At 52.6% G+C, this 20201-nt stretch carries 21 protein-coding genes; 9 read left to right on the top strand and 12 right to left on the bottom strand.

Annotated features, from left to right (window positions below):
- Positions 1-21 precede the first annotated feature (21 nt).
- Entirely contained in the window at positions 22-909 is an 888-nt protein-coding gene (locus PspS49_RS26320; protein ID WP_160042038.1) for a LysR family transcriptional regulator, read from the bottom strand.
- Between the two features lie 230 nt (positions 910-1139).
- Between PspS49_RS26320 and PspS49_RS30020 the strand changes: the two genes are divergently transcribed.
- Positions 1140-1274, top strand: coding sequence for a hypothetical protein (locus tag PspS49_RS30020; protein WP_275113736.1), 135 nt, complete (start codon positions 1140-1142; stop codon positions 1272-1274).
- A gap of 481 nt (positions 1275-1755) precedes the next feature.
- Here PspS49_RS30020 and PspS49_RS26310 read toward each other — a convergent pair whose 3' ends face one another.
- From PspS49_RS26310 to PspS49_RS26300, 3 genes are all read right to left on the bottom strand, one after another.
- On the bottom strand, positions 1756-2316 hold the full coding sequence (locus tag PspS49_RS26310; RefSeq protein WP_160042036.1) for a hypothetical protein: 561 nt from the start codon (positions 2314-2316) through the stop codon (positions 1756-1758).
- A 176-nt stretch (positions 2317-2492) separates the two neighbouring features.
- Positions 2493-3377 carry an ImmA/IrrE family metallo-endopeptidase gene (locus tag PspS49_RS26305; RefSeq protein ID WP_160042034.1) on the bottom strand — a complete coding sequence of 295 codons (885 nt, stop codon included), beginning with the start codon at positions 3375-3377 and terminating at the stop codon, positions 2493-2495.
- 2 nt (positions 3378-3379) lie between these two features.
- A complete protein-coding gene (locus tag PspS49_RS26300) occupies positions 3380-3700 on the bottom strand; it encodes a helix-turn-helix transcriptional regulator (protein WP_160042032.1) in 321 nt (106 codons plus the stop codon).
- 505 nt (positions 3701-4205) lie between these two features.
- Between PspS49_RS26300 and PspS49_RS26295 the strand changes: the two genes are divergently transcribed.
- From PspS49_RS26295 to PspS49_RS29945, 3 genes are read left to right on the top strand one after another with little or no spacing between them, the layout of a single operon-like run.
- Positions 4206-5291: a multiubiquitin domain-containing protein gene (locus PspS49_RS26295; RefSeq protein WP_160042030.1), complete on the top strand. Its 1086-nt coding sequence runs from the start codon at positions 4206-4208 to the stop codon at positions 5289-5291.
- 20 nt (positions 5292-5311) lie between these two features.
- Positions 5312-6682, top strand: a complete 1371-nt coding sequence (locus PspS49_RS26290; protein WP_238786307.1) for a ThiF family adenylyltransferase — start codon at positions 5312-5314, stop codon at positions 6680-6682.
- The gene (locus tag PspS49_RS29945) at positions 6682-7017 is read left to right on the top strand and encodes a DUF6527 family protein (protein WP_238786306.1); all 336 of its coding nucleotides are present in this window, start codon (positions 6682-6684) and stop codon (positions 7015-7017) included. The genes PspS49_RS26290 and PspS49_RS29945 overlap by 1 nt, the downstream gene beginning before the upstream one ends.
- 295 nt (positions 7018-7312) lie before the next feature.
- Here PspS49_RS29945 and PspS49_RS26285 read toward each other — a convergent pair whose 3' ends face one another.
- Complete coding sequence (locus tag PspS49_RS26285; RefSeq protein ID WP_202982096.1) at positions 7313-8596, bottom strand: hypothetical protein; 1284 nt, start codon at positions 8594-8596, stop codon at positions 7313-7315.
- Between the two features lie 344 nt (positions 8597-8940).
- Between PspS49_RS26285 and PspS49_RS26280 the strand changes: the two genes are divergently transcribed.
- Both PspS49_RS26280 and PspS49_RS26275 read left to right on the top strand, forming a co-directional pair.
- The gene (locus PspS49_RS26280; protein ID WP_160042026.1) at positions 8941-9840 is read left to right on the top strand and encodes a hypothetical protein; all 900 of its coding nucleotides are present in this window, start codon (positions 8941-8943) and stop codon (positions 9838-9840) included.
- A gap of 425 nt (positions 9841-10265) precedes the next feature.
- Positions 10266-10853 carry a sce7726 family protein gene (locus tag PspS49_RS26275; protein WP_160042024.1) on the top strand — a complete coding sequence of 196 codons (588 nt, stop codon included), beginning with the start codon at positions 10266-10268 and terminating at the stop codon, positions 10851-10853.
- Here the strand turns inward: PspS49_RS26275 and PspS49_RS26270 are convergent.
- Genes PspS49_RS26270 through PspS49_RS26260 form a run of 3 tightly spaced genes read right to left on the bottom strand, consistent with a single transcriptional unit; the run spans position 10812 to position 13378 of the window.
- Positions 10812-11882: a hypothetical protein gene (locus tag PspS49_RS26270; RefSeq protein WP_160042022.1), complete on the bottom strand. Its 1071-nt coding sequence runs from the start codon at positions 11880-11882 to the stop codon at positions 10812-10814. The genes PspS49_RS26275 and PspS49_RS26270 overlap by 42 nt on opposite strands.
- On the bottom strand, positions 11875-12741 hold the full coding sequence (locus PspS49_RS26265) for an ImmA/IrrE family metallo-endopeptidase (protein WP_160042020.1): 867 nt from the start codon (positions 12739-12741) through the stop codon (positions 11875-11877). The genes PspS49_RS26270 and PspS49_RS26265 overlap by 8 nt, the downstream gene beginning before the upstream one ends.
- Positions 12734-13378: a hypothetical protein gene (locus PspS49_RS26260; protein WP_160042018.1), complete on the bottom strand. Its 645-nt coding sequence runs from the start codon at positions 13376-13378 to the stop codon at positions 12734-12736. Before PspS49_RS26260 ends, PspS49_RS26265 begins: the two co-directional genes overlap by 8 nt.
- A gap of 442 nt (positions 13379-13820) precedes the next feature.
- Between PspS49_RS26260 and PspS49_RS26255 the strand changes: the two genes are divergently transcribed.
- The 3 genes from PspS49_RS26255 to PspS49_RS26245 all read left to right on the top strand — a co-directional run bounded on the left by PspS49_RS26255 (position 13821) and on the right by PspS49_RS26245 (position 17090).
- Positions 13821-14627, top strand: a complete 807-nt coding sequence (locus tag PspS49_RS26255; RefSeq protein WP_160042016.1) for a hypothetical protein — start codon at positions 13821-13823, stop codon at positions 14625-14627.
- Positions 14627-15376 (top strand): restriction endonuclease, encoded by a 750-nt coding sequence (locus PspS49_RS26250; RefSeq protein ID WP_160042014.1) that lies wholly within the window; start codon positions 14627-14629, stop codon positions 15374-15376. Before PspS49_RS26255 ends, PspS49_RS26250 begins: the two co-directional genes overlap by 1 nt.
- A 508-nt stretch (positions 15377-15884) precedes the next feature.
- Positions 15885-17090 (top strand): acyltransferase, encoded by a 1206-nt coding sequence (locus PspS49_RS26245; RefSeq protein WP_160042012.1) that lies wholly within the window; start codon positions 15885-15887, stop codon positions 17088-17090.
- 75 nt (positions 17091-17165) lie between these two features.
- Here the strand turns inward: PspS49_RS26245 and PspS49_RS26240 are convergent, their stop codons facing one another.
- From PspS49_RS26240 to PspS49_RS26225, 4 genes are read right to left on the bottom strand one after another with little or no spacing between them, the layout of a single operon-like run.
- Positions 17166-18323 (bottom strand): glutathionylspermidine synthase family protein, encoded by a 1158-nt coding sequence (locus tag PspS49_RS26240; RefSeq protein ID WP_160042010.1) that lies wholly within the window; start codon positions 18321-18323, stop codon positions 17166-17168.
- Between the two features lie 2 nt (positions 18324-18325).
- Positions 18326-19021: a DUF1190 domain-containing protein gene (locus tag PspS49_RS26235; protein WP_127929964.1), complete on the bottom strand. Its 696-nt coding sequence runs from the start codon at positions 19019-19021 to the stop codon at positions 18326-18328.
- Between the two features lie 17 nt (positions 19022-19038).
- The gene (locus PspS49_RS26230) at positions 19039-19464 is read right to left on the bottom strand and encodes a DUF350 domain-containing protein (RefSeq protein ID WP_160042008.1); all 426 of its coding nucleotides are present in this window, start codon (positions 19462-19464) and stop codon (positions 19039-19041) included.
- A gap of 15 nt (positions 19465-19479) precedes the next feature.
- Positions 19480-20130 carry a DUF2491 family protein gene (locus PspS49_RS26225; protein ID WP_127929962.1) on the bottom strand — a complete coding sequence of 217 codons (651 nt, stop codon included), beginning with the start codon at positions 20128-20130 and terminating at the stop codon, positions 19480-19482.
- Positions 20131-20201: the final 71 nt, after the last annotated feature.

Below are 20201 nucleotides of genomic sequence, written 5' to 3'. Positions count from 1 at the left end.
GGTCGACCTCATACCAAGGCATTAACCGATATCGGCCAGCAAATGGTCTAGCATCTTCTGCACTGAAACCGGTAGCTCCTCATCCCGGCAGCAGACGTACATCCGCCGGATGGCCCAGGCATCGCCGAGCGGCACAAGCCGAAGGTTCAGCTCCTGAGCGAAGGCTTCGGCGGCGATCTTGGGGAGGATGCCGATGCCCAGACCTGCCTCGATCATCTTGCAGATCGCTTCGAAGCTCTTCACCTGCACGCGTAATCGAAGCTTCTTGCCCTCGGCCTCTGCCGCCTCCTCCAGAAGCTTGAGCATCGCAGTGTTGCTCTCCAAAACCACAAGGTCTGAGTCAATCAGGTCGGAGAGGCTCAACCGACGCAGACCCAGGGCAGCATGTTGCGGCATGACGGCAACTAGGTAGTCGACCTTGTAGGGTAGGAATCTCAGCCCGCTGCGTTGGATTTCAGTGGTGAACACGACCCCGATGTCGGCCAGCCCTTCCGATATCGCTTGGATGATGTCGCTGCTCAGTCGCTCGGTCACTTCAACCCTGATGTTGGGGAAGGACGAAGAGAAAGTGGCGATCTCACTTGGTAGGTACTGAGTCAGTGCGGAGGTATTGGCGTAAAGGCGCACGATCCCTTTCACACCCCGCGCGTAGTCAGAGAGGTTGGTTTTGAGGCGTTCCGCTTCGCTCAGCAGCCGACGGGCATGTGCTGCAAGCGCAAGTCCTGCCGGGGTAGGGGTGACCCCTCGCTGACCGCGATCCAACAGTTTCACGTCTAGATCGCTTTCGAGCAGAGCAATTCGTCTGCTGGCTGCGGAAAGGGCGATATGGGACTGCTCGGCGGCCTTGGAAAGGCTGCCGCTATCGACAGTCCTCAGGAAAAGAGCCAGGGAAACCAGATCTGGAAGCACCGCAGGCACTCGAATTCAGTCGGGGAATCTGTGCGGGTCGTCCGCCTCAGGTTTCTAATAATTCGAAGGAATGTTGACATTTTACTAATCAACTTCGCAAGGCAGCGGAATTAGAATCGACCCATGGATGCACGTTTGCCACTCCCCATTGATTGGCGTGCAAGTGAGTAATCGGAGGCCGCATAGGGAAGATTTCTAACAACGACAACCGGCTGCCCGAGGAACGTTCAATGAAAAAGATCGGCATGGTGGGTAACGTCATGCGATGGCCTATAGGCATCGTATTCAAACAATGCATCCTTAAGGGCGGTAGTGCTGTATTCGTCAATGCGGGATCCGACGCTGCGATTGAAGTAAAAATCTGATGCTAGCGAGGTGTGTTCCCAAGAAATCTGCTTTCCGCCGGTTGCCACGCTGAGCGTGTTGCGTACCCGCTTGAACATGGCCTCGATGGTGCAGTCTGGCGCGCCAATGTGCTGGAGGAGAGCGCTGGTGTACTCCCCGTTTCTTTTGCCCTTTCCGTCTCTGGCAATCTGACCGGGAGAGGTAGTAACGATGCAGGGGATGTCAGCTACGTTGTTAGGCAGCGTCTCTTTGGCAGGTTAACATCGCTCCTTCGGGCAAGGCCCGGCTCAAAGAATCAGCCGAGCATCTCCTTAATGATGGACGCGACATTCCTAGCATCGACTATCCCTCGGTGATAGGTACCCTGCCAAACTAAGCCCAACGACTCTACTGTTTGCTTAAAACTTTTCGGCTGATCGTCGTATAGGCCTTTGTGCCACTTTCTGACATTGAAGTGCTGCAGACCGGCGAGCAGGGAAGGGCACGCAGCGAATCCGGCAATCAGGGGGAAGTGGGTCTATCCATGTGGGGCCCACTAGGCGGCACGATGTAGTTTGGGCAAATGCCGCAGCTCCAATGATTTTCATCAGGTTCGCCATGGAAAGTATGGCTGCAAAAACCAATGTTGGTAGCAACGAAAGCAACGCTCAATGAAATATTGAAGTAAGGATTTGATGTTTCGAGAAGTGGATAATCACCAGCTTTGTCCGATTGATCACCTCTCAGAGCTACTAACGTATGCAGAGGTAGAGACCGCACGAGAGCCAGGAGATTTGAGTGGGGCGTCACGAACGTGTTATCTACCCGAATCGCAGCTGAAATCGCCGACATGAGGGCAACGTTCACCTCTTCTTTGAAGGAGGGGACAGCTTGGGGTTGCCATTTTTTTGATGACTGCACTACATCGTAGTAATCACGGTAGCCCAATCCTTTGGAAAGAATCTCACGAGCGAAGGAAAGTTGGATAGGGCTGAATCCAGGCCACTCTCGCTGCAGTTTTTTAGCGATGCGTTTGAAGCCGTACTTCGGGTTTAGATCGTCTGGATGAATTGGAACGCGCATAGCACTTCTCCAAAGCGTCAGGGTGTCGGCTGCCCGCTGACTATCGTCGAAATGCGTGCGAGGAGGAAGTGAAGCAACCTGAGGCTTCGCCTTTGCGAACCGACCGCTCGATTCAGGTAATCGATTTTTCAGGTTAGCACGGCCATGCTCTGTGTCTAGGAAATGGCATGCCAGTATCAGCGAAATGTAGGTTCTCCGCTCAGAGGGGCCAGTAAATCTTCTTCGTCATCCGCCTCGCGATCCCGCACGGGTAGAGTCAAGATTCCCAAGGTGTAGTTGTACCCATCCCCCTCTATCACAAATGCGTGTTCTATGATTTCCATCCCTTCGGGCTCTTTCGGGAACCAAGCTCGCGCATCAATTCGCGCCTTATCTCCCGATGCTGATCGAATTGAGCGTTTGAGCACCGATGCCGCTGGCACTTCGATGAGATGCTTCGAGGTAGCTAAGTAGGCTTCGCTTTTGAATGCCCGATCATTCGAAGATGACCAATCAAGGAACCCATCCTTGGCGGCAAGTACGACTACTCGCCCAGGAGCAATCTCCCGCCACTTGAGGGCTGCAGCGGTGAGAGATACGTCATATCGATCCGCACAATGTCTGAGCAAATCTATGGAAAGCTCATGACCGGACACTTGGCTACGGAAGTCGTCAGCGGGCATGAGGAGATAGGAGGCGAATACGTCTGCCTCTGCTTCAATTTTCTTCCCAAGTGCATCCCAGGTGTGCATGTCCTTGGGGGCGCATTGGAAATCCTGCTGCAAATCGCGATGAAGAATGTAGTGAGCGAACTCATGAGCGATCGTGAAGTTAATCCGCCCCGATGACGCCACATCTTCGTTGACGCCAATGATCCATTTGTCCCCCTTGGGATTTTTTTTGAGCATGCCTTCAAAGCTAGGGATAGGTACCGGCTTGATAGCCGAAATAGGTGCTTCAGGGCACACAGCTTTCGAGTACTCGAGTGCAACCTCCCTAACCTTGATCGGGAACTGGTCGAATCCAGCAGTACGTAGAACCTTCGTGATTTTGTTTGCTTCATTCTTCGGGTTCTTTTGCATCGTCAGTCTTCCCACCAATCGTCCACGATTTTTCGAAGGCGCTTCTTGTCACCTTCGTCAAGCGCTTGATATTTCCTAAAGAAAGCGCTGTCGGTTTCCACATCTTGGGAAGTTTCTGTTGCGCTTCCGAGCAGTGTTTCAGGCGCGAGATTCAACGCGAGTGCAATCTTGTTCACCTTGTCCATTGACGGATTAGGTTTGTCTCGGTTCTCGAGCTCCCACAGGTAGCTTTTACTGGAGTCCGTTAGCTCCGCAAGTCGCTCCAATGATATGCCGAGCTCTCGCCTCCTGGCGCCGATTTTCATTCCAAGGCTTGATGCCACCGTAATCACCTCCTAAGTCGTTCGGTGAGTGTACCACTGTACCGAACGAAAAAAACCCTGTTGACAGGGTGGCTCGATCAGGCGCACAGTGAGGTCGTCGTTCGGTGGCCTGATATGCCAGCGTTCGGTGGGAAGGGATGTAGAGCTTAGCAATATTGTTGGATTGAGCTCTATGTTTAGGCAAGCCGAAGCGTGTAATCGGTCAGCTTGACCGTATGACAATGAGAATAGGCTTAACGCCCGGATGAGCGGAGACGCTACGACGGAAGGGGGAATCAAGGAGGGAACGAATGGACTAGCGAAGAAAGAACCTAACCGGTAACCGAGTCTGAGGTGCTGGGAAACGCAACTGCAATTGCGCCCCAGCGAGTGCATGAAGAATGCAAGCACAAATTCAGTATCTTCATGCGCCGTCGGGTAGTCAAGGCTACTCGATGCTCTGACGCACTCATGACGCCCGTCAGGGCACCTGTTCACGCCTGAGAAAAGGCGTGTGGAGATACGTATGAACGAATTTACTCAGAATCATATTTTCATCGCTGGTTTGGATCTCGAATTCAAACCAGTTCCCCTCAACGACGAGACGCCGATCGGTACACAGATTGCCCGTGCAGGAGGGTTTCTCCCCGATCAGATGCCTACGATTCTTCAGGCACTTCCATCCGGGGCTTTCGAAGATGTTCGCCCGGACGAGCTTGTGGATTTGGCTGCAACGTCGCGCCGCTTCATCGTGGTCGAATCCGATCGCTCTTACTTCTTCGCGGTCGATGGTCAGCGTTACGAATGGCCGTGCAAGATCATCAATGGCCACACAGTGCGGAAGCTGGCACAGATTGCTGAGAACATGCGCTTAGTGCAGCAGCTGGAAGAAGAAGCTGATCGTGAAATCGCAGACGCTGACGTTATCAACCTGGGTGAGGAGGGCATTGAGCGCTTTGTCATCCGTAAGGCAATCTGGAAGCTCAAGATCCAAGGTCGTACCTTGGAGTTCGACAAGCCACAGATCAGTGTTCGTGAAGCTGCTTTGCGCGCTGGGCTGGATGTCTCCCAGCATTGGAAGATTACCCTCACGGCTGCAGGGCATCATTCCGAACTGACTAGCATGGACGCGATTGTTGACCTCAGCACTCCGGGCATTGAGAAGCTGCGGTTCACTCCTAAGGATGTTGGGAACGGTGAAGTCGCAACAGCGGCCCGTCGTGTTTTCAACTTGCTGCCAGCTGACACGGTGTACCTTGACCAGCTTGGCTTGCGCTGGGAAACCTGCATCGGCACAGATGGTCTGCGTTATTTGGTGATCCACGACTATGAACTGCCGACGGGCTACAACCACCAATATGTCCAGCTGGCAATTCAAGTCCTGGCAGGTTACCCGGTCGAGCCGTTGGACAGCTTCTACTTGTACCCCCATGTGTCGCTGGCCACAGGTGTGCTCCCTCCCAACGTGCAACTGACGGCTCAGATCGATGGTTTGGGCTTCCAGGGGTGGTCACGTCACCGGACAACTGTCCCGTGGAATCCGCATGCCGATAACATCATTTCTCAACTGGCTCTGGTCGAAGGCTGCCTTCACAAGGAGGTTGGTCAATGAAAACTGGGGCGACGCTCGTAATGACCGAAGCCCTGCACTCCGTACTCCGGGAACATCTGTTCCCGGGGGACGGTTTGGAAGCAGCGGCCATCCTCATCTGCACGCGACACGAAGGTGAACGCACCAAGTTGCTCGCTAAATCTGTGATCCCGGTACCCCATGGAGCGTGCGTCAGGGAGAAGGGTTTTCTGAATTGGCCTGGCGAGTACCTTGAACTTGCTATAGCGCAGAGTGAGGAAACTCAATCTTCAATCATGCTCGTCCATTCTCACCCAGGCGGCTTCTTGGGCTTTTCAGAACTGGATGATGAAAGCGATCAAATCACCATGCGATCGCTGTACGCTGGAGTGGAGGTCATCCATGGCTCAGGTGTCATGATCCCAGACGGCAGGGTGGTGGCTCGTACGTACGATGATTCGCAACGCCCTACCAATGTACGGCTGGTCTCAGTAATCGGTGACGACATACGGTTGTATTTCGACGGAGTCGAAGGCCATGCAGTCCTGGACGATAGATCTGGAGCGCCGATGGCATTCACTTCTGAAATGACTCAGGCGTTGGCGAAGCTGAGTGTGGCCGTCATCGGGGTCTCTGGCACGGGCTCAGTTGTGGCCGAGCAAGTTACCCGTTTGGGCTTTGGCGAGATCATCTTGATTGACCATGATCGCGTTGAGGAGCGCAATCTCAACCGGATACTCAACAGCACCCTGGAGGATGCGGCCTCCTCGGTATTCAAGGTGGAGATGTTCGCGAGCTCCATCGAACGTGTGCGGGGTAAAGGAGTGGCCCGCCCGATTGCAAAATCGATTGTGACTCGTGAGGCAGTATTAGCGGCCGCTGATGCGGACATTCTCTTCTGCTGTGTGGACACGCGATACGCCAGGATGATCGCTGATCGAATCGCTAGCCGTTTTCTCATCCCGCTCCTTGATGTTGGCGTGCTCATTCCTACGATGAAAGATGAGTTGGGAGTGATGATCGCAGGAGTTTATGGCCGCATAGATTACGTGCAGCCTGGTGGATCATCTCTCTCTGATCGTGAGGTCTACACCGGTGAATCGCTTCGCGCCGAGAGTCTTCTGGCTGCGAATCCTGACGCCTATCAGCAGCAGCTTCAGCATGGGTACATTCGAGGGTTCCATGAGGAAGCTCCCGCTGTGATTTCCCTGAACATGCTCGCGGCATCTTCATGCGTGATGGAGTTTTTGGCCAGAGCATTTCCAATGCGTGAAGAGCCAAACTACAACTACGCGCGAACCTTGATTAAGTTCAGAGAAGCGGAGCAGGAGTTCACCGCTGAAAATGACTTTCCGAAGACCTCAGATCCAGGGCTTGCGCTTGGCGCCGCTGAGCCGCTGCTCGGGATCGCTGACTTGGCAGGTGGTGTGTGATGCTCAAAGCCGTAAAAAGAACTCTGTATCGCTGGGTCGACGGCCTGCTGCCCGCTAGGAAATTACAGGTGGTTCAGGGCGATGTCCTGCCTAGCCGGTTGCCTTTTCGCACCCTAACTCTAGTTCAGGATGGCTCGGAGGATTGGTGCGTTGGGTTCAGATGTCCATGCGGTTGTGGTCGGACGATAGAGCTATCACTGCCGCAAGATGTGACGCCAAGGTGGACATGCAGTACCGATTTCTTAGGACGGCCAACGCTGCACCCATCAGTGTGGCTAAAAAATGGCTGTAAGTCGCATTTTTGGCTGCGAGAGGGCAGGGTCATCTGGGTGTGAAGGCGATGCGGATCACTGGCACTTGGGTCAGTGTTTCGCATATCCGGAGAGGAGGGCTATGGGACGGTGCACCCTGCTCCGTCCTGTTCTGACCCGCGCTGCTGTCTGTCTTTTGCGGTTTTATCCTGCCCCCTATGCGTGTCATTGACCTCTGGCGCCGAAATGTGACTTGGCCGGACGGTGACCTGGTGGCAAAAGTCCTTGCAGATACTCAATGTTCACAAGCAGATGTTGATTTCATGTGTCACCGAGGGGCGTGCAGATGATGGTTATCTGCCATTGGAGATGGAGGAAATCATTTCAAGAATTTTGCATCGTAATCAACGACCAGATCCTCTACGTTCATGCCAGAGAGTTTGAAGAACGCACCAAAAGTACACCCATCGATATTTCCATGTTCATCGATGAGCATGGGCATAGGTAGCCCTTCTTTCGGATCAAAGCGTCCGATGCATTCGCCACTAACCTGGTGAGGACAGCCATTGTGTACCCCATACTTCGCGAATCCACATTCAAGGCTGTTAGTGTTGCGTGCGAATGAAGATGGGTTGCCGAGCAATTGATCCATGAACGCTTGGGAGTGGAGCTCGCCTATCAATTCGGTAACGACAGCGTCGTCAAGGGTTGATTGAGCTTGGTACCGCCCTTCGACCAATACTGCGGGTATGCGGAACTCATTAAATAGCATCTCGAGCTCTGCAGTGTTTTGTATCGGGTTCACCGATATCCAGGGCTGCTGAACCCTCTGCTCCATTGCCCTCTTCATGATGTGCTGCATTGGGGATAATCCAGGAGACTGCTCGAGATCCAAGAGCGCTTGAAGCCGTTCTGCCAGAATTTGGCTGAGACCTATGAAATTACATGCGTGCAGCAGCCGATCACAGATTGCTAGGTAGCTTTTACTCCAATCGCTGTTCATTTCGGCGGCGATTTCCGGCGCAGCAGCTAGTGCCTTGGTAAGCAGATAAAATCGCCACGAAGGGTTAGATGCTTGCCATTCATGAGCTGTGGTTGGACTCACGGTTTTCCAGCTGATCTGCAGTGATAGATCGCAGATGACTGGGAAAAGACTCCTGGTGTTCTGCCCGCACTCCGTAATGAACCAGTCGTAAGCAGCAGTGTAGACGTCAGATATCCCTTCTCTGACCCAAGCGGCGGCTTCAGGAAATGAGAGCAGATTTTCCGCGAAGGAACGTTCTAGAAAAAACGCGTGACCTTCCAAAATATCCTTCGTGCAGAGCTCTCGCTGGCCGTTCGCTGATTCAATTACAGGATTGATTTGCCATGGCTCTTTGATGAGTACCAGCTTGAGAGCATCTAAAGTCTTGATGCCAGGGATGCTAACGAAACGAGCTTGGCTGAGCTTATTCTGCTCTGCAAAGACCTGTCCAAGAAACTGGGCGTACTGGTGGATGTCCGGTCGGGTGTTGCAGTTAGACAAGGGGATTCTTGGTGCACCCATGGCTTGGCGCAGCTTTTCCCACATCCTGTGATGTGAATCCCGTGGCTTGTCGATAGCTGCTCCACTGGATGTGTCCATAGCCAGTGAATAGCGTTTGGAAGTAGTGGACGTGTTCATGAAAATACGTGAGCACGCTGCCGTTCGTGGCAGTGTCCCCAGCAAATTTCTCTGCTTTGTCGAATAGTCTGATTTCCATACGTGGGGTGAAGAACGTGCCCAGCGTCGCATTCAAATAAGAGTCCATCGTGTTCCTGTATTCGGCGGAGGGAAATAGGAGATGACATCCAAAAAAACTATTGGTTGACGTTAATCCTAGGCTACTTCAGAAGACGTCTAGCTCGAGGAGTGGCTAGCATTGGGGTTTTGACCAACCAGAGTATTTGAGGCCCGCCTTGGAGCGTGATGTTGCGCCAGATCGGTCGCTCAAATTATCAAAAACACAAGAATGCAGGAAAGAATGTATGCGTAGTTTTCAGGGAGCGGTGCTGTTTGTAGATATGCTCGGATTCAGCGCCCTTACTCGAGGGAGGCTCAAGCTGACCGAGTCAGAATACATGCCATGGAAAATTAAGCCTGGAGGAAAATTTCCACATCAACTGCTCGCTGCGCAGATTTTGTTGGCCTTTCGAAAGGCATTGATGCGAACAGGCCGACGGTTTAAGGCGGTGAAGCTGGCGCAACTATCTGATTGTGCATTTCTTTGGTCAGAAGATATATGCGCGGTAACGGATGCGGGACGCTTCTTGATGCACGAAGCAATTGAGGCGGGTTTATTATGTCGCGGGGGTCTTGCATTTGGAGATGTCCACGAGCCTAACAAAATCGATCATTCTATTGGTGCCTTCATTGTTGGCGATGCTGTGACACGGGCTGCTACCTACGAGACGATGGGCAAAGGGATGCGGATTTTCACAGATTCAGACACCGCCTCTGAAATCCTTTTCAAGCGCCCTCACGAGTCTTTTCAGGCGCTCATCAATCCTCTAGTGGGTGAAACTGTGGACGAATGGCTTTGGTACTCGCCAGAGCCGATACTGGAGCTTTCGCAGGATAGATTGACGTTACGGCCTGTGATAGAAAAGCTGGTGTCATGCCATACCATGCTCCGCTATTCGCCGCGTTTTGCGTGGAATGCAGCATCCCCTGAAGGTTGTCGGCAGTTGGCATGCTCGATTGTTGCCATCTCGGATGCCATGCAAAAACTCTCGCAAGGCTATGGGGAGTATGAATTTACGGTCGAGCATCTTTCGAGTGCAATGCAAACCCGTAAGGACTCGATTCGTGAGAGGGTGCATAAACAGTTTTCCGAGGAGCTTTTAGGGTTGGCAATGTATCGAGATCGCAAGAAAACGCGTGGGTGATGCGACCCTAACCCTGATCTTCATTCAGGTCTCTGTGGAGGGTAGGCAGACGCGTGTCGGGCTTGCTTGGCCTGTTGCGCGAGTGCCTATAAGCGGAGCGCGTGACGTGCGGATGTAAGCCTTCAACCGCCAAGACCAACGCTTGCGTGTGGGCTTGGTTTACGACAGCCGCCCCCGGTAGGGGCACGCCCAAACCATGGCATCTCACCAACCCGCATAATGAGTAACCACGTGACCCCGGGCCACCGTGCACGACCTAGAGATTCACTCATTTGGATAAGTCCTTTATCCAGGCGACACTGCTAGAGCGTCCTGCAATCCGCATGGTGTCGCCAGTCGGAATGGGCAATACCGAGCCTGATCACACTCCCAACCGAGGGGCTCATAGGCTAAAATCTTGCGTTTGCATCCGCCTGGAGCTCAGAGTGCTCAGAGATAAAGAAATTCGAAGCGCTTTAGTTGACCATCTGATGAAGCGGTCGCCAAGACCTGCTCGGGTGCTCGAAGAGCTCACCATAGATAATGGTAATGCTATTGCTGATGTGGTTGCGTGCTACCGCCAAATGCATTGCTACGAGATAAAAGGCGAAACTGACAACGTTCGACGCGTTTTATTGCAATCGGAATTTTACTCTCGGTCGTTCCCTAAGTTGACCTTAGTAACTACTGAAAATCATATTAGATTTGCGATGGAGAGAATTCCAACCTACTGGGGGGTGATTCTCGCCGCACCTGGAAAAGACCGAACAACCTTACGCTATCTACGCAAAGCGGGTAGCAACCCCATGTTCTCTAAGAAAGATGCACTTCTTATGCTTTGGAAGGCAGAACTTACAGCCCTGGCAACTGCACATCCAAGGGTCATTTTCAAAAAGTCGTTCAACCGAGATACGATTGCAGAGCAGATCAGTTTTCAGCTGAGCCGCGACGACGCCTTGGCAGGCATCCAAAGCGCCCTCGTGGAAAGGCGTTCAAATATTATTGACAACGAATGTGATGTGAGCAGCCGTTGAGCATTTGATCCACGTACCAGGGTTGCCCGTCTTGGGCGCTCGTACCGCAGCCTTGAAGCTACGGTCATGTATGTATTGCTCCCCATACGAGTCCCCTGGAAGCCTGAAGAACGCCTGCCTAACAATGTTATCCGAGATATCAAAGTATTGGCTGTATTTGTGAGTTTTGAACCGCCTTCCCCGAACAATGAAGAATTTTTCGTGGTAGGTATAAAACACCTTAGGGGCCGCCATGCCGCTTATCAGCTCTGGTTCGATATCCAGATCAGAATATTCCGGACTAATTATTCCATAATCTCCAAACAAAACCTTGTCGAATTCAGGGGTTGAATTAAGAGCTCGCCAGAGTTTGTACTCCTCACGATCAATATGAGCTTCAGCGTTGGTTTTGACCAATCCCGCAATTGAGGCCGGAACGACTGAACCACTCACGACAGCAGCAGTCACCTGAAAATCTTTTTGGAACCCAGCCAGGAACTTTTCTACTTTTTTCTTGGCGTGAATAGGGTCATCGATGATGCGCAAATCAATTAGCAAAATCACTGACTGAGGTTTGGCAGCGGACAAGTCAACCCACAGGGCCTGCAGGTTACTTTTCGTAAGGTTATAGCTATCAATGTCCACCATCTGCAGCCGAATCCCAGCCTCAGAACCTGGCCGTGCCTTAATGAAATCGAGGGCTGCAACGTTATGATCAGCATGGCGATCAAAAGCGAGAACAGGCATGATTGGGTAATGCGAAAGCTTATTCAGGATAGTGCGATATTGGGGAACACCGCCCAAATCGATGCTGTCATCGACATCAAAATTGTCGACAAAAAACTTGTAGGCTATCGTTTCCTTCTGCGTGGCCTTGAGAGTCTTATCCGCAATTCTAAGGCGTTCAAGAATCTCCGCCTCAGTCATTACTTTCTGAGAGCGAGGAATGTCGTACATTGGTGCGATCTGATTACGAATCGCATCATCGAGCACTCCTACGCCTTGAATTTCGTTCTGCTTGAACTTCAGAAATGGAACATACTTAATCATTGGCGAACCCGAAAGCACGTTTAACGTCCATGCTGTGATGTAGCTCAGGGTAAAGTTTATAGTTTCTGGACTGATGGCGAATCATACCCGCCATAATAGCCGGATGAATTTCTGCTTTACCACAGAGATCCAGTAACTGTCTTTTTTCAGCTCTAACATTCCAAGCCATCCGCCAATGCTGCCTGGAGATCAGGCTGTCTTTAGCAATGATGTTTGCCTCGACCTCCCGATCAGAGTCGGCATCCTCTTCCAGGTCATCCAGGATAGGGCTATCTAGGTAGTCATAGTGCTTATGAACATGGGCCAACTCATGCATAAGCGTGAACCAGAAGTTGTCATAGCGATTGTATCGAATCGCTATTCCCACAACCGGTGTACCTCCCGAGAGTTTGAACGTACAACCGTCCATCTTCATAGACTTGAAACCAGGCTCCACCACCAAGAGAACCCCATAAGTGCTGGCTAAGTGATCGATAAGAGTGGTGATGCGGTCAGGTTCCATACTGATAAGCGCGATTTCACGAAGCTGCTCTAAGCTCAAACCTTGGAACCGAGGGATGACTCGGCTCAATACGGCGATCTTAGATTTCTCGCTGATCAGCGACAACCAAGCTTGGATCTTGGTTTCTTCAGCGGAGTCATTCTTTCGATAGAGCACGGCATTACTGCTGGTCGCGTTGAGCGCAAGCCGGATGATGAAGTCTTCATACACTTCACCAGGTCGTGCATGCGTTTTAGCATCGGCTGGCTTCAACGCTTGCCTCAGACTTGCGAGTGCTGCGGTGAAGTCCTCCGCAGCGGCCCGCGAGGATGGGTAGACCTCGAAATCTTCTGGGATGCCATTTGGGACATCAGACATGATGCGCCTCCCCAGCTAATTTCCCAGCAACGTGAGCGGGAGCCTCAAAGTAGCGGAGGTTTTCCTTGTCGGCGTCCGCTTCGTACTCAACCAAACCGAGGAATCGGTAGTAGCCTTCGGCTGTCGGAAGCGAATGCAGACAGAACCCCGGTCGGTAGCCTAGGGTATTCATTGCAAAGCGCGCAGCGTGGGCTATCAGGATCCGGCTGACACTCCCAAACTGCTTCACATAATTCGGACGATCTCGATTCCAGTACGCTGATGCTACGTAATCGACATAGAAAATTCGTTCACCATCCATCCGGCTTTCCTTCGGATGGTAGATCACACACGTCGCTTGGATGCGTCCTTGGGCACTGAGGAAAAACCAGTGGTACTCGTCAGTGTTTAAAACCATGGCTTTGTCGAGCCACCGCCATCCGATATCCGACAGGCCATAGATCGGTAGCTGCTGAAAGAGTAAATCCCGGTCGGCAGCAGCTGCAGGGACGTCAGCCAGGAGCTGCCGCACGACCTTGGTTTTCTCGGCCTCCCACTGCTCCTGTAACTGGAGCACATAGGTGGGAACCGGCCCCTGGTTAATTTGATAGGGTATCTGCTGCCCGGTATGGCGGCAGAGAAGAGTTGGCTTAGCCATTGAAGCGCATACCGCTGATGGCTTGAAAGTCGGCTGATGCAAAAGGCGTCATCGTGGAAATCCCTGTCCGATTAATGGCCAGATGATGACACCGTTCGGGTGGGCCTTCAATGGCACTCATTTTGACGCCAAATGGCCGTGTCCGCTGCCTTACAAAATTCGTTATAGGGTGGTTTTGTCAGTCCGTGTGAGTCGCCCCCTGGTTTCGTAGACACCTCTTTGTCTTAAACTGAGGCCAATGCGGACGGCTTTGATAGCCCAGCTTAGTACCGTAAGGGCAATTAGGTTGGTGATTGTATTCATCCTAGCCCTTGTCACTCATGGCTTCAGTCGACGCGCATGGTGGTAGAGCGGTATATAAGGAAACTTGATCAGTTGCTCTCATTTCGGATGGTACCTCTGCTAGCAGACAGAATGATAGGTTATAACAAAGGATACAGGGATGAATTATCTACAAGACATAAAGTGTTGGTCTGAAGAAAAGTGGCGTGAATTTGGTCTGGAGTTTCTTCAGCAGGCTGGATGGGATCGTGATTGGATATCTGATTTTGATGTGTTCAGCATTGAAGGAAAGAGATTTTTAGTAAGTTTACGGCACAACATTAATGGTGGTCCTATCGGCACTAGCATCGAAAAGGATCTAATTTCGCGTATGCGGCGTGCCAATGCAGATGGGTTTATTGGTTTTTATTCCGGGGAGTTTACGACTAGCCTACAGGCGCGCCTCAAAACTTTGAGTAGTCATGTGGAATTAATTGGTGGTGTGCAGGTGTCAGTGCTTCTTCCATATTTTAGCTCTCATTTTATCGATAAGTTTTTTGGTGGTAGAGAGGATGGTTGGAAGTGGAGTTGGAATTACTATTTGAATAAAGAAAATAAGGCGGAATATAAGCCGCTTTTTTGTATGTGTGGATGCGGTAAAGATATATTGGAAGGCCCTCTTGCAATAGGGTGGTCGGCAGCTTTTGTTCATCTCTCGAAAGATAAGCTGTACTTTATATACGGTTTAAAGCGCTGCATATTTAAAGTTTGCGAGGATAATACTCCATGTGGCTGGGTGGAAGTTAATCAGGTATTGCATCCTGATCAGTTCAATATCTGGAATGGTCAGCTTAAGGACTACTTGCGTGAAAATCCAAATATTGATTTGAGCGAATACCACAGTCATAAACGACTTTTTGTTTCAAGAATTTTACAGCGCATGCGGTCTATCAATGCTGGCTTCTTTCTTGCGGTTGAGGAGTTTTGATGAATATCTTCGATCAGCTTAGTTCGCATCAATGGGAATATTTCGCGAGCTACTATTTAGGTAGTCAAGGCTACACAGTGCTAGAGCCTCCTTCAGTGGGGCCGGATCAAGGAAAAGATTTGATTGCTCAATTAGATAATGTCACGTATCTAGTTAGTTGTAAGCATTTTTCCAGATCTCAGCGCCCGGTTTATGCTGGAGATGAGTGTTCAATCCTCGACAGATTGATACAGCACGGAGCTCAGAAATTTATTGGGTTCTATTCAACGTGTGGAAGCGTGTCTCTTTCTGAAAGTTTAGAGGCGGATGGGGTTGAGTATGTGATTTTTGATGGCTTATCTATTTTCGAAAACATGATGGATGTGTCTTTTTCTGTACATCAAAGTTTGTTTCGAGAAATAAGAGTTGTCAGGGCTAAAACTTTCGGTCAGGAATACCGTCCATTGTTATGTCAGTGCGGCTGTGGTAGTGATATTCTAGGTAGTGCCTTAAGCTCTAGTGTTTATTTAGCGCTAGGAGAAAAAGGGGTGAATGTTGAGTGGTGCCTCGACAAGCATATTGATTATTCGCATAATTTGATTTTGACTATCTCGGATGTGGAGAACTGTTTTTCGCTCAATAGCTTAAACAAAATTATAGATGAGCATGAGCGAATTTTGGAAAGCGCCTCTGAAGTTTCTCCGTTATTTGATGAGATGTACACTACATTTCTTGAGGTTGTTCATCAAATGATCTATCCGGTCGACTAATCTTCTGATCGGCAGTGTAGGTCCTCCTGCAAGACTTGTTCGTGTAGTGCGCGGAGTACCGGCAATGTAGGTAACTAGCGGAGTGTCGTGATGAGTCAGGAAAATCTAAACAACACACCCTTAGATCCTGGTTATGTTTACAATTTTTTTGAAGCTGGCACGTGTTAGATTTATATTGCGAAGCTGGCACGTGTTAGATTTATATTGCATTGATCTAAAAAGAGAATTTTTCTGTTGACGTTTTTTTGGTAAGCAGAACCGTTCTGATGCTGATCTGATTTGACCAAAACCCCCGCATTGCGGGGGTTTTGTCGTTTCTGGGTGCGCACTTCAAGGCGATGACCGCCAACTGACCAACCAGTCTTCGTCGATATCTCGATAAAGTTACGCTCAGAGTCTTGAAGGCCGTTGCCAGCCGTTCCATGATCCGTGCCGTCGACTGTTGAACCTGTCCGTCTTCGCCAGAACAGCTTTGCAGACTGTTCATACACAACAACAAGAGAGTCCAATGAGCAGTAGCAAAAACAAGGAAATCGAGTATTTGCGCGGGGCGGCCATCCTCATGACGATCATGGCCCATCTTCCTCAATTGCTGCCGTTTCAGGGAGTGTTCCTGAGCAAACTGTTCACGGTGTATTCACCCTGGACCGGGGTGGATCTGTTCTTCTGCATTTCCGGATACGTGGTCAGTAAGGCTTATCTCGATTATTTCGATAAAAACCGCCAGCAGAACCGGTTTGGCATGGCCGCGACTTCCTTCTGGATCCGCCGTGCGTATCGCCTTTTGCCGACGGCATGGCTGTGGGTATTGATCCCACTGGTGTTCTCGATTTTCTTCAACCAGTCGAACGCCTTCCAGTCCTGGTTCGACAATTTGCGCAGCTTCACCGCTGTTGCGACATTCTCGGGCAATCTGGCCAATCAGTACGGCGCGATTCTGGGGCCTAATTCGGTGTATTGGAGCCTGGCGCTGGAGGAGCAGTTTTACTTCATCTTCCCGTTGTTCCTGTTGCTGGTGACCTCGACACGTTGGCGAGTGATTGTCTTGATCGCGCTGATCGCCGCGCAGTTCGGCTTTGATCGCAATGCCTTTGGCGCAGCGCCGGCACCGATGCTTTTTTCGTTCCGGCTCGATGCGATGATGTGGGGGATTCTGCTCTGCCTGTTCACACGCACGCCGCTGTACAAGGAACTTGAGCCGGTCGCGCTCGGCGCCAGTCTGTTCAAGCGCCTGGCGCTGACCCTGGGGCTTCTGTACATGTTGGGGGCCATCGCGGCGCAATTGCTCGTAATGCCGATTGCTGTCGGCCTGATCGCGATAACCGCAGTGATCATGGTCTGGCTGGCCAGTTACGACAAAGGCTACATCTATTGTCCTGCGCTGTTGCGCGGGTTGTTCGACTGGCTGGGCTCGCGCTCATACGCCTTGTACGTCGTGCATGTATTCGCTTACCACCTGAGTACCGAAATCTGGACGCGCATGGCCGGCAGCAATGGCGGGACGCTGGGGGCGGACTACACGGTTGAACTCTTGCTCACGTCGTTGTTGATCATGCTGGTGTGTAGCGAACTGAATTATCGGTTCGTCGAAACACCATTGCGTCGTCGCGGCGCGGAAATCTCCCGTCGCAGGATGGCCGGCATTGCCGCCACCGAGACCGCCAATGCGGATGCTCCGCTTACGGATCGCTCGCGCACGACAGAGCTGTCGTAAGACACAGCCATAAAAAAACCGTAGCGCGCCAACGCTACGGTTTTTTTATGCCCGGCCTCTGCCGTGCCGAAGCGATCAATCGAGGATCAAATGCGGCAGAAACCGGCTTGAATCCTTGGTGATCAGACTGTTGTCCTCACGCACGCCAATCCCCGCCGCCTGATCGCCAATCACCCAGGAACCGATGAGCGTGTAGCTGTGATCGAACTTTGGCAGCGGCGCAAATTCCTGCAGGATGAATGGCGCATCGGTGTAGGGCCCGTCCTCTTTGACAATCAGACCTTCCGCCGTTTGCAGCTCGATGTTGGCACCTTCCCGGGAAAAGTACGGTTTGCGTACCCAGCCCTTGGGCACAGCACTGGCTGGATCCGGATCGAGATGCGCCGCGAGCAGATTCGGATGACCCTTGTGCAGTTCCCACAGCAACGGCAGCGCGCCTTTGTTCGACAGGATGGCTTTCCATGCTGGTTCGAAAAACTGCGTGTCGCACTCGGCAATCGCCGCGCCGAACGGTTCGTGGAAGATAAACTCCCAGGCATGCAGCTTGAACAGGTGGGGGATCCAGCGATCCTCCAGATCAACAAAGCGACCTTCAGCGGTCAAGCCGATGTCTTCAATATCGATATGCCGCGATTCGATACCGACCTTCTCGGCAATCAAGCGCAGGTAATCCGTGGTGCCCTTGTCTTCGACCGAATCTTTCATTGAGGCGAAGTAGAACGGCCGCTTCAGTTGCAGCTCGGCGAAGGCCTGATGCAGCTTGGTATCGATGCTGTTGAACTGGTCGGCATGGCGCGGCAGCGTGCCGCGCTCGATGCATTGCTCCAGCCAGCCCCACTGGAAAGCCGCCGCTTCGTAAAGACTGGTTGGCGTGTCGTAGTTGAGCTCCAGCAGCTTCGCCGGGCCGTTGCCGCTGTAGGAAAAGTCCATGCGCCCATACAGATGCGGATGACCTTCCCGCCAGGACGTGCGGATCATGTCGTAGTACGCCGCCGGGATGCTCAGGCGATCCAGCAACTCTTCGCTGTTGACCACCCGGTCGACCAGATCCATGCACATCTCGTGCAGTTCGGTGGTCGGGTCTTCGAGATCGTTTTCGATTTGCGCAAGCGTGAACTGGTAGTACGCGCTTTCGTCCCAGTACGGCTGATCGTCGATGGTGTGAAACATGAAGCCGAGGCTCTCGGCGGTCTGTTTCCAGTCGGGGCGTTCGGCGCAGAGGATCTTCTTCATCGTCAGCTGCTCGAACGACCAGAACCAGAACTGCTGCCCCAACCACCCCAGCCGCTACGCGCACTGGACTGGCTGCCGAAGCCGCCGCGTGAGGTCGAAGAAGCCACGTTGACCGGTTTGCTTTTACTGCTCTCGTAATCCGCTTGGCTACGCGTCGTGGTGTCGGCTCTGCGGTACTGCGTCGAGGTGTTGTAGGGCTGGCGCGTTTCGCGATCGCGGTAAACCGTGCGTTCGGCGTTGTTGCTCATCGCATTGCCAATCAGCCAGCCGGTCAGCCAACCGTTGCCACCGCCACTGGAGGTGTGCGAAGTGTTTTGCACACTCTGCACAGCCGCCGCATCACCCGCAGGCATTTGCGCGCCGGCGATGGCGTCGAGATTCTGCGCCGGCTCACCGTCTTTCGGCACTTTGAAGCCGCCGAGTTTCGGCACGAAGCGGCCGTCGGAATTCTTCTGACACCAATCGGCGGCAAAGTCCGCATCGCACTTGGCCTTGTCGTTGTACACCGGGGCGATGCGCCGGTGTTCGGTCAGGGCGGCGACGTAGGCGCTGGAGCAGACGTCGGCAGCCACTTCGGCGCCGACACACTGTTCCAGGCTCTGGAAATTGCGCGGTTGATCCGCGGCTGTCACCTGGCCGGAAATGGCCATGGCCACCGAGGCCGCGAGGGACAACTGAACGTATTTGCTGCGTTTCATCGAAGGCTTCCTGCCGATCAGTTGGACGGTGTCATGCACGCCGCATTGAGCATGCCGACGCTGATCGCGACCGCAGCGACATAGATACCCGAAGCGATTTCACCGTTGGCGATGCGTTGCGAAGTGCCTTTGAGCACCACACCCGTGGCCAGAAACGCCAGCAGTTGCACGACGGCGGCAATCACCGCCCAGAGCACGAAATCGAGAACATTCACCGAAAATGCAATCACGTTACTGGTCGGAATCGCGAAGCCGATGATCGCGCCGGACAAAGCGATCGCGGCGGCAACGTTGCCGGAGCGAATCAGCTCGAACTCCTTGTGCGGCGTGATGCGCGTGTAGACGAATTGGAACAGCATGAACAACAGTACGGCGCCGATGAGGTAGACGACGAAACCGACCAGTGCGGTTTTGTTCAGGGAAACGGCCAGCACTTCCAGCATGAAAAACTTCCTTTTTTAAATGGTGCTCAGATCTGTCGTGTACAGCGAGATGCCGAGCGAGGTGCTCAGGCTGACGGTGCCTTCTTCGTCCTGCTCGACGGAGAACAGCAGCAATTCGCGGCGATCGGTCAGGCCGGTCTCGCGCGCATAAAGCATGGAGTGATGTTCGATGGTGTAGCTCTCGTCCGGATTGACCACTTGTTCGGTCATCGGTACCAGTTCGGTCTGGCCTTGTTCGGTGCCCCACTCACGGTTGTATTCGACACCGTCGTGGTTGTAGGCGGGCAAGCCGATCTGGCTGTTGGGGCCGGCCAGGCGCTGCAGTTCGGCGTCACTGTTGACGGTCACGTAACTGAGGTAGTTGAACAGGGTGACCGATTCGATCTGATCGTCACCGGTGACGTGGATCTGCAGCCAGAAATCCTCGTCGTTCATGTAATAGCGGTGCAGTTTATTGGACTGGCCGAGGTCGACCCAGCCGTGACTCCAGATCGCCTGATCGAAGGGCACGCGCACCGTGGTCGAACCGTCGAGCAACAGCGCCAGCGTCGTATCGAACCTGACGGCTTTGCCTTGCGCCATGCCGAGTGGACCGCTGACAACGGTCGGCGTTGGCGCAGCGGTCTGCCAGTTGCTGGTGCCCAGCAAGTCTTTAAACCATCCCATGGGTACGTTCCTTGAAGCGGGTGGAAGTGTTCGTCGGCGAAAAAGCGTGGCTAGTGTACCGGGCTGAGCGG

This window comes from Pseudomonas sp. S49, assembly GCF_009866785.1.
GTDB lineage: Bacteria > Pseudomonadota > Gammaproteobacteria > Pseudomonadales > Pseudomonadaceae > Aquipseudomonas.
The sequence above is the reverse complement of the archived record's forward strand: the minus strand, read 5'-3'. Positions and strand labels throughout refer to the sequence as shown.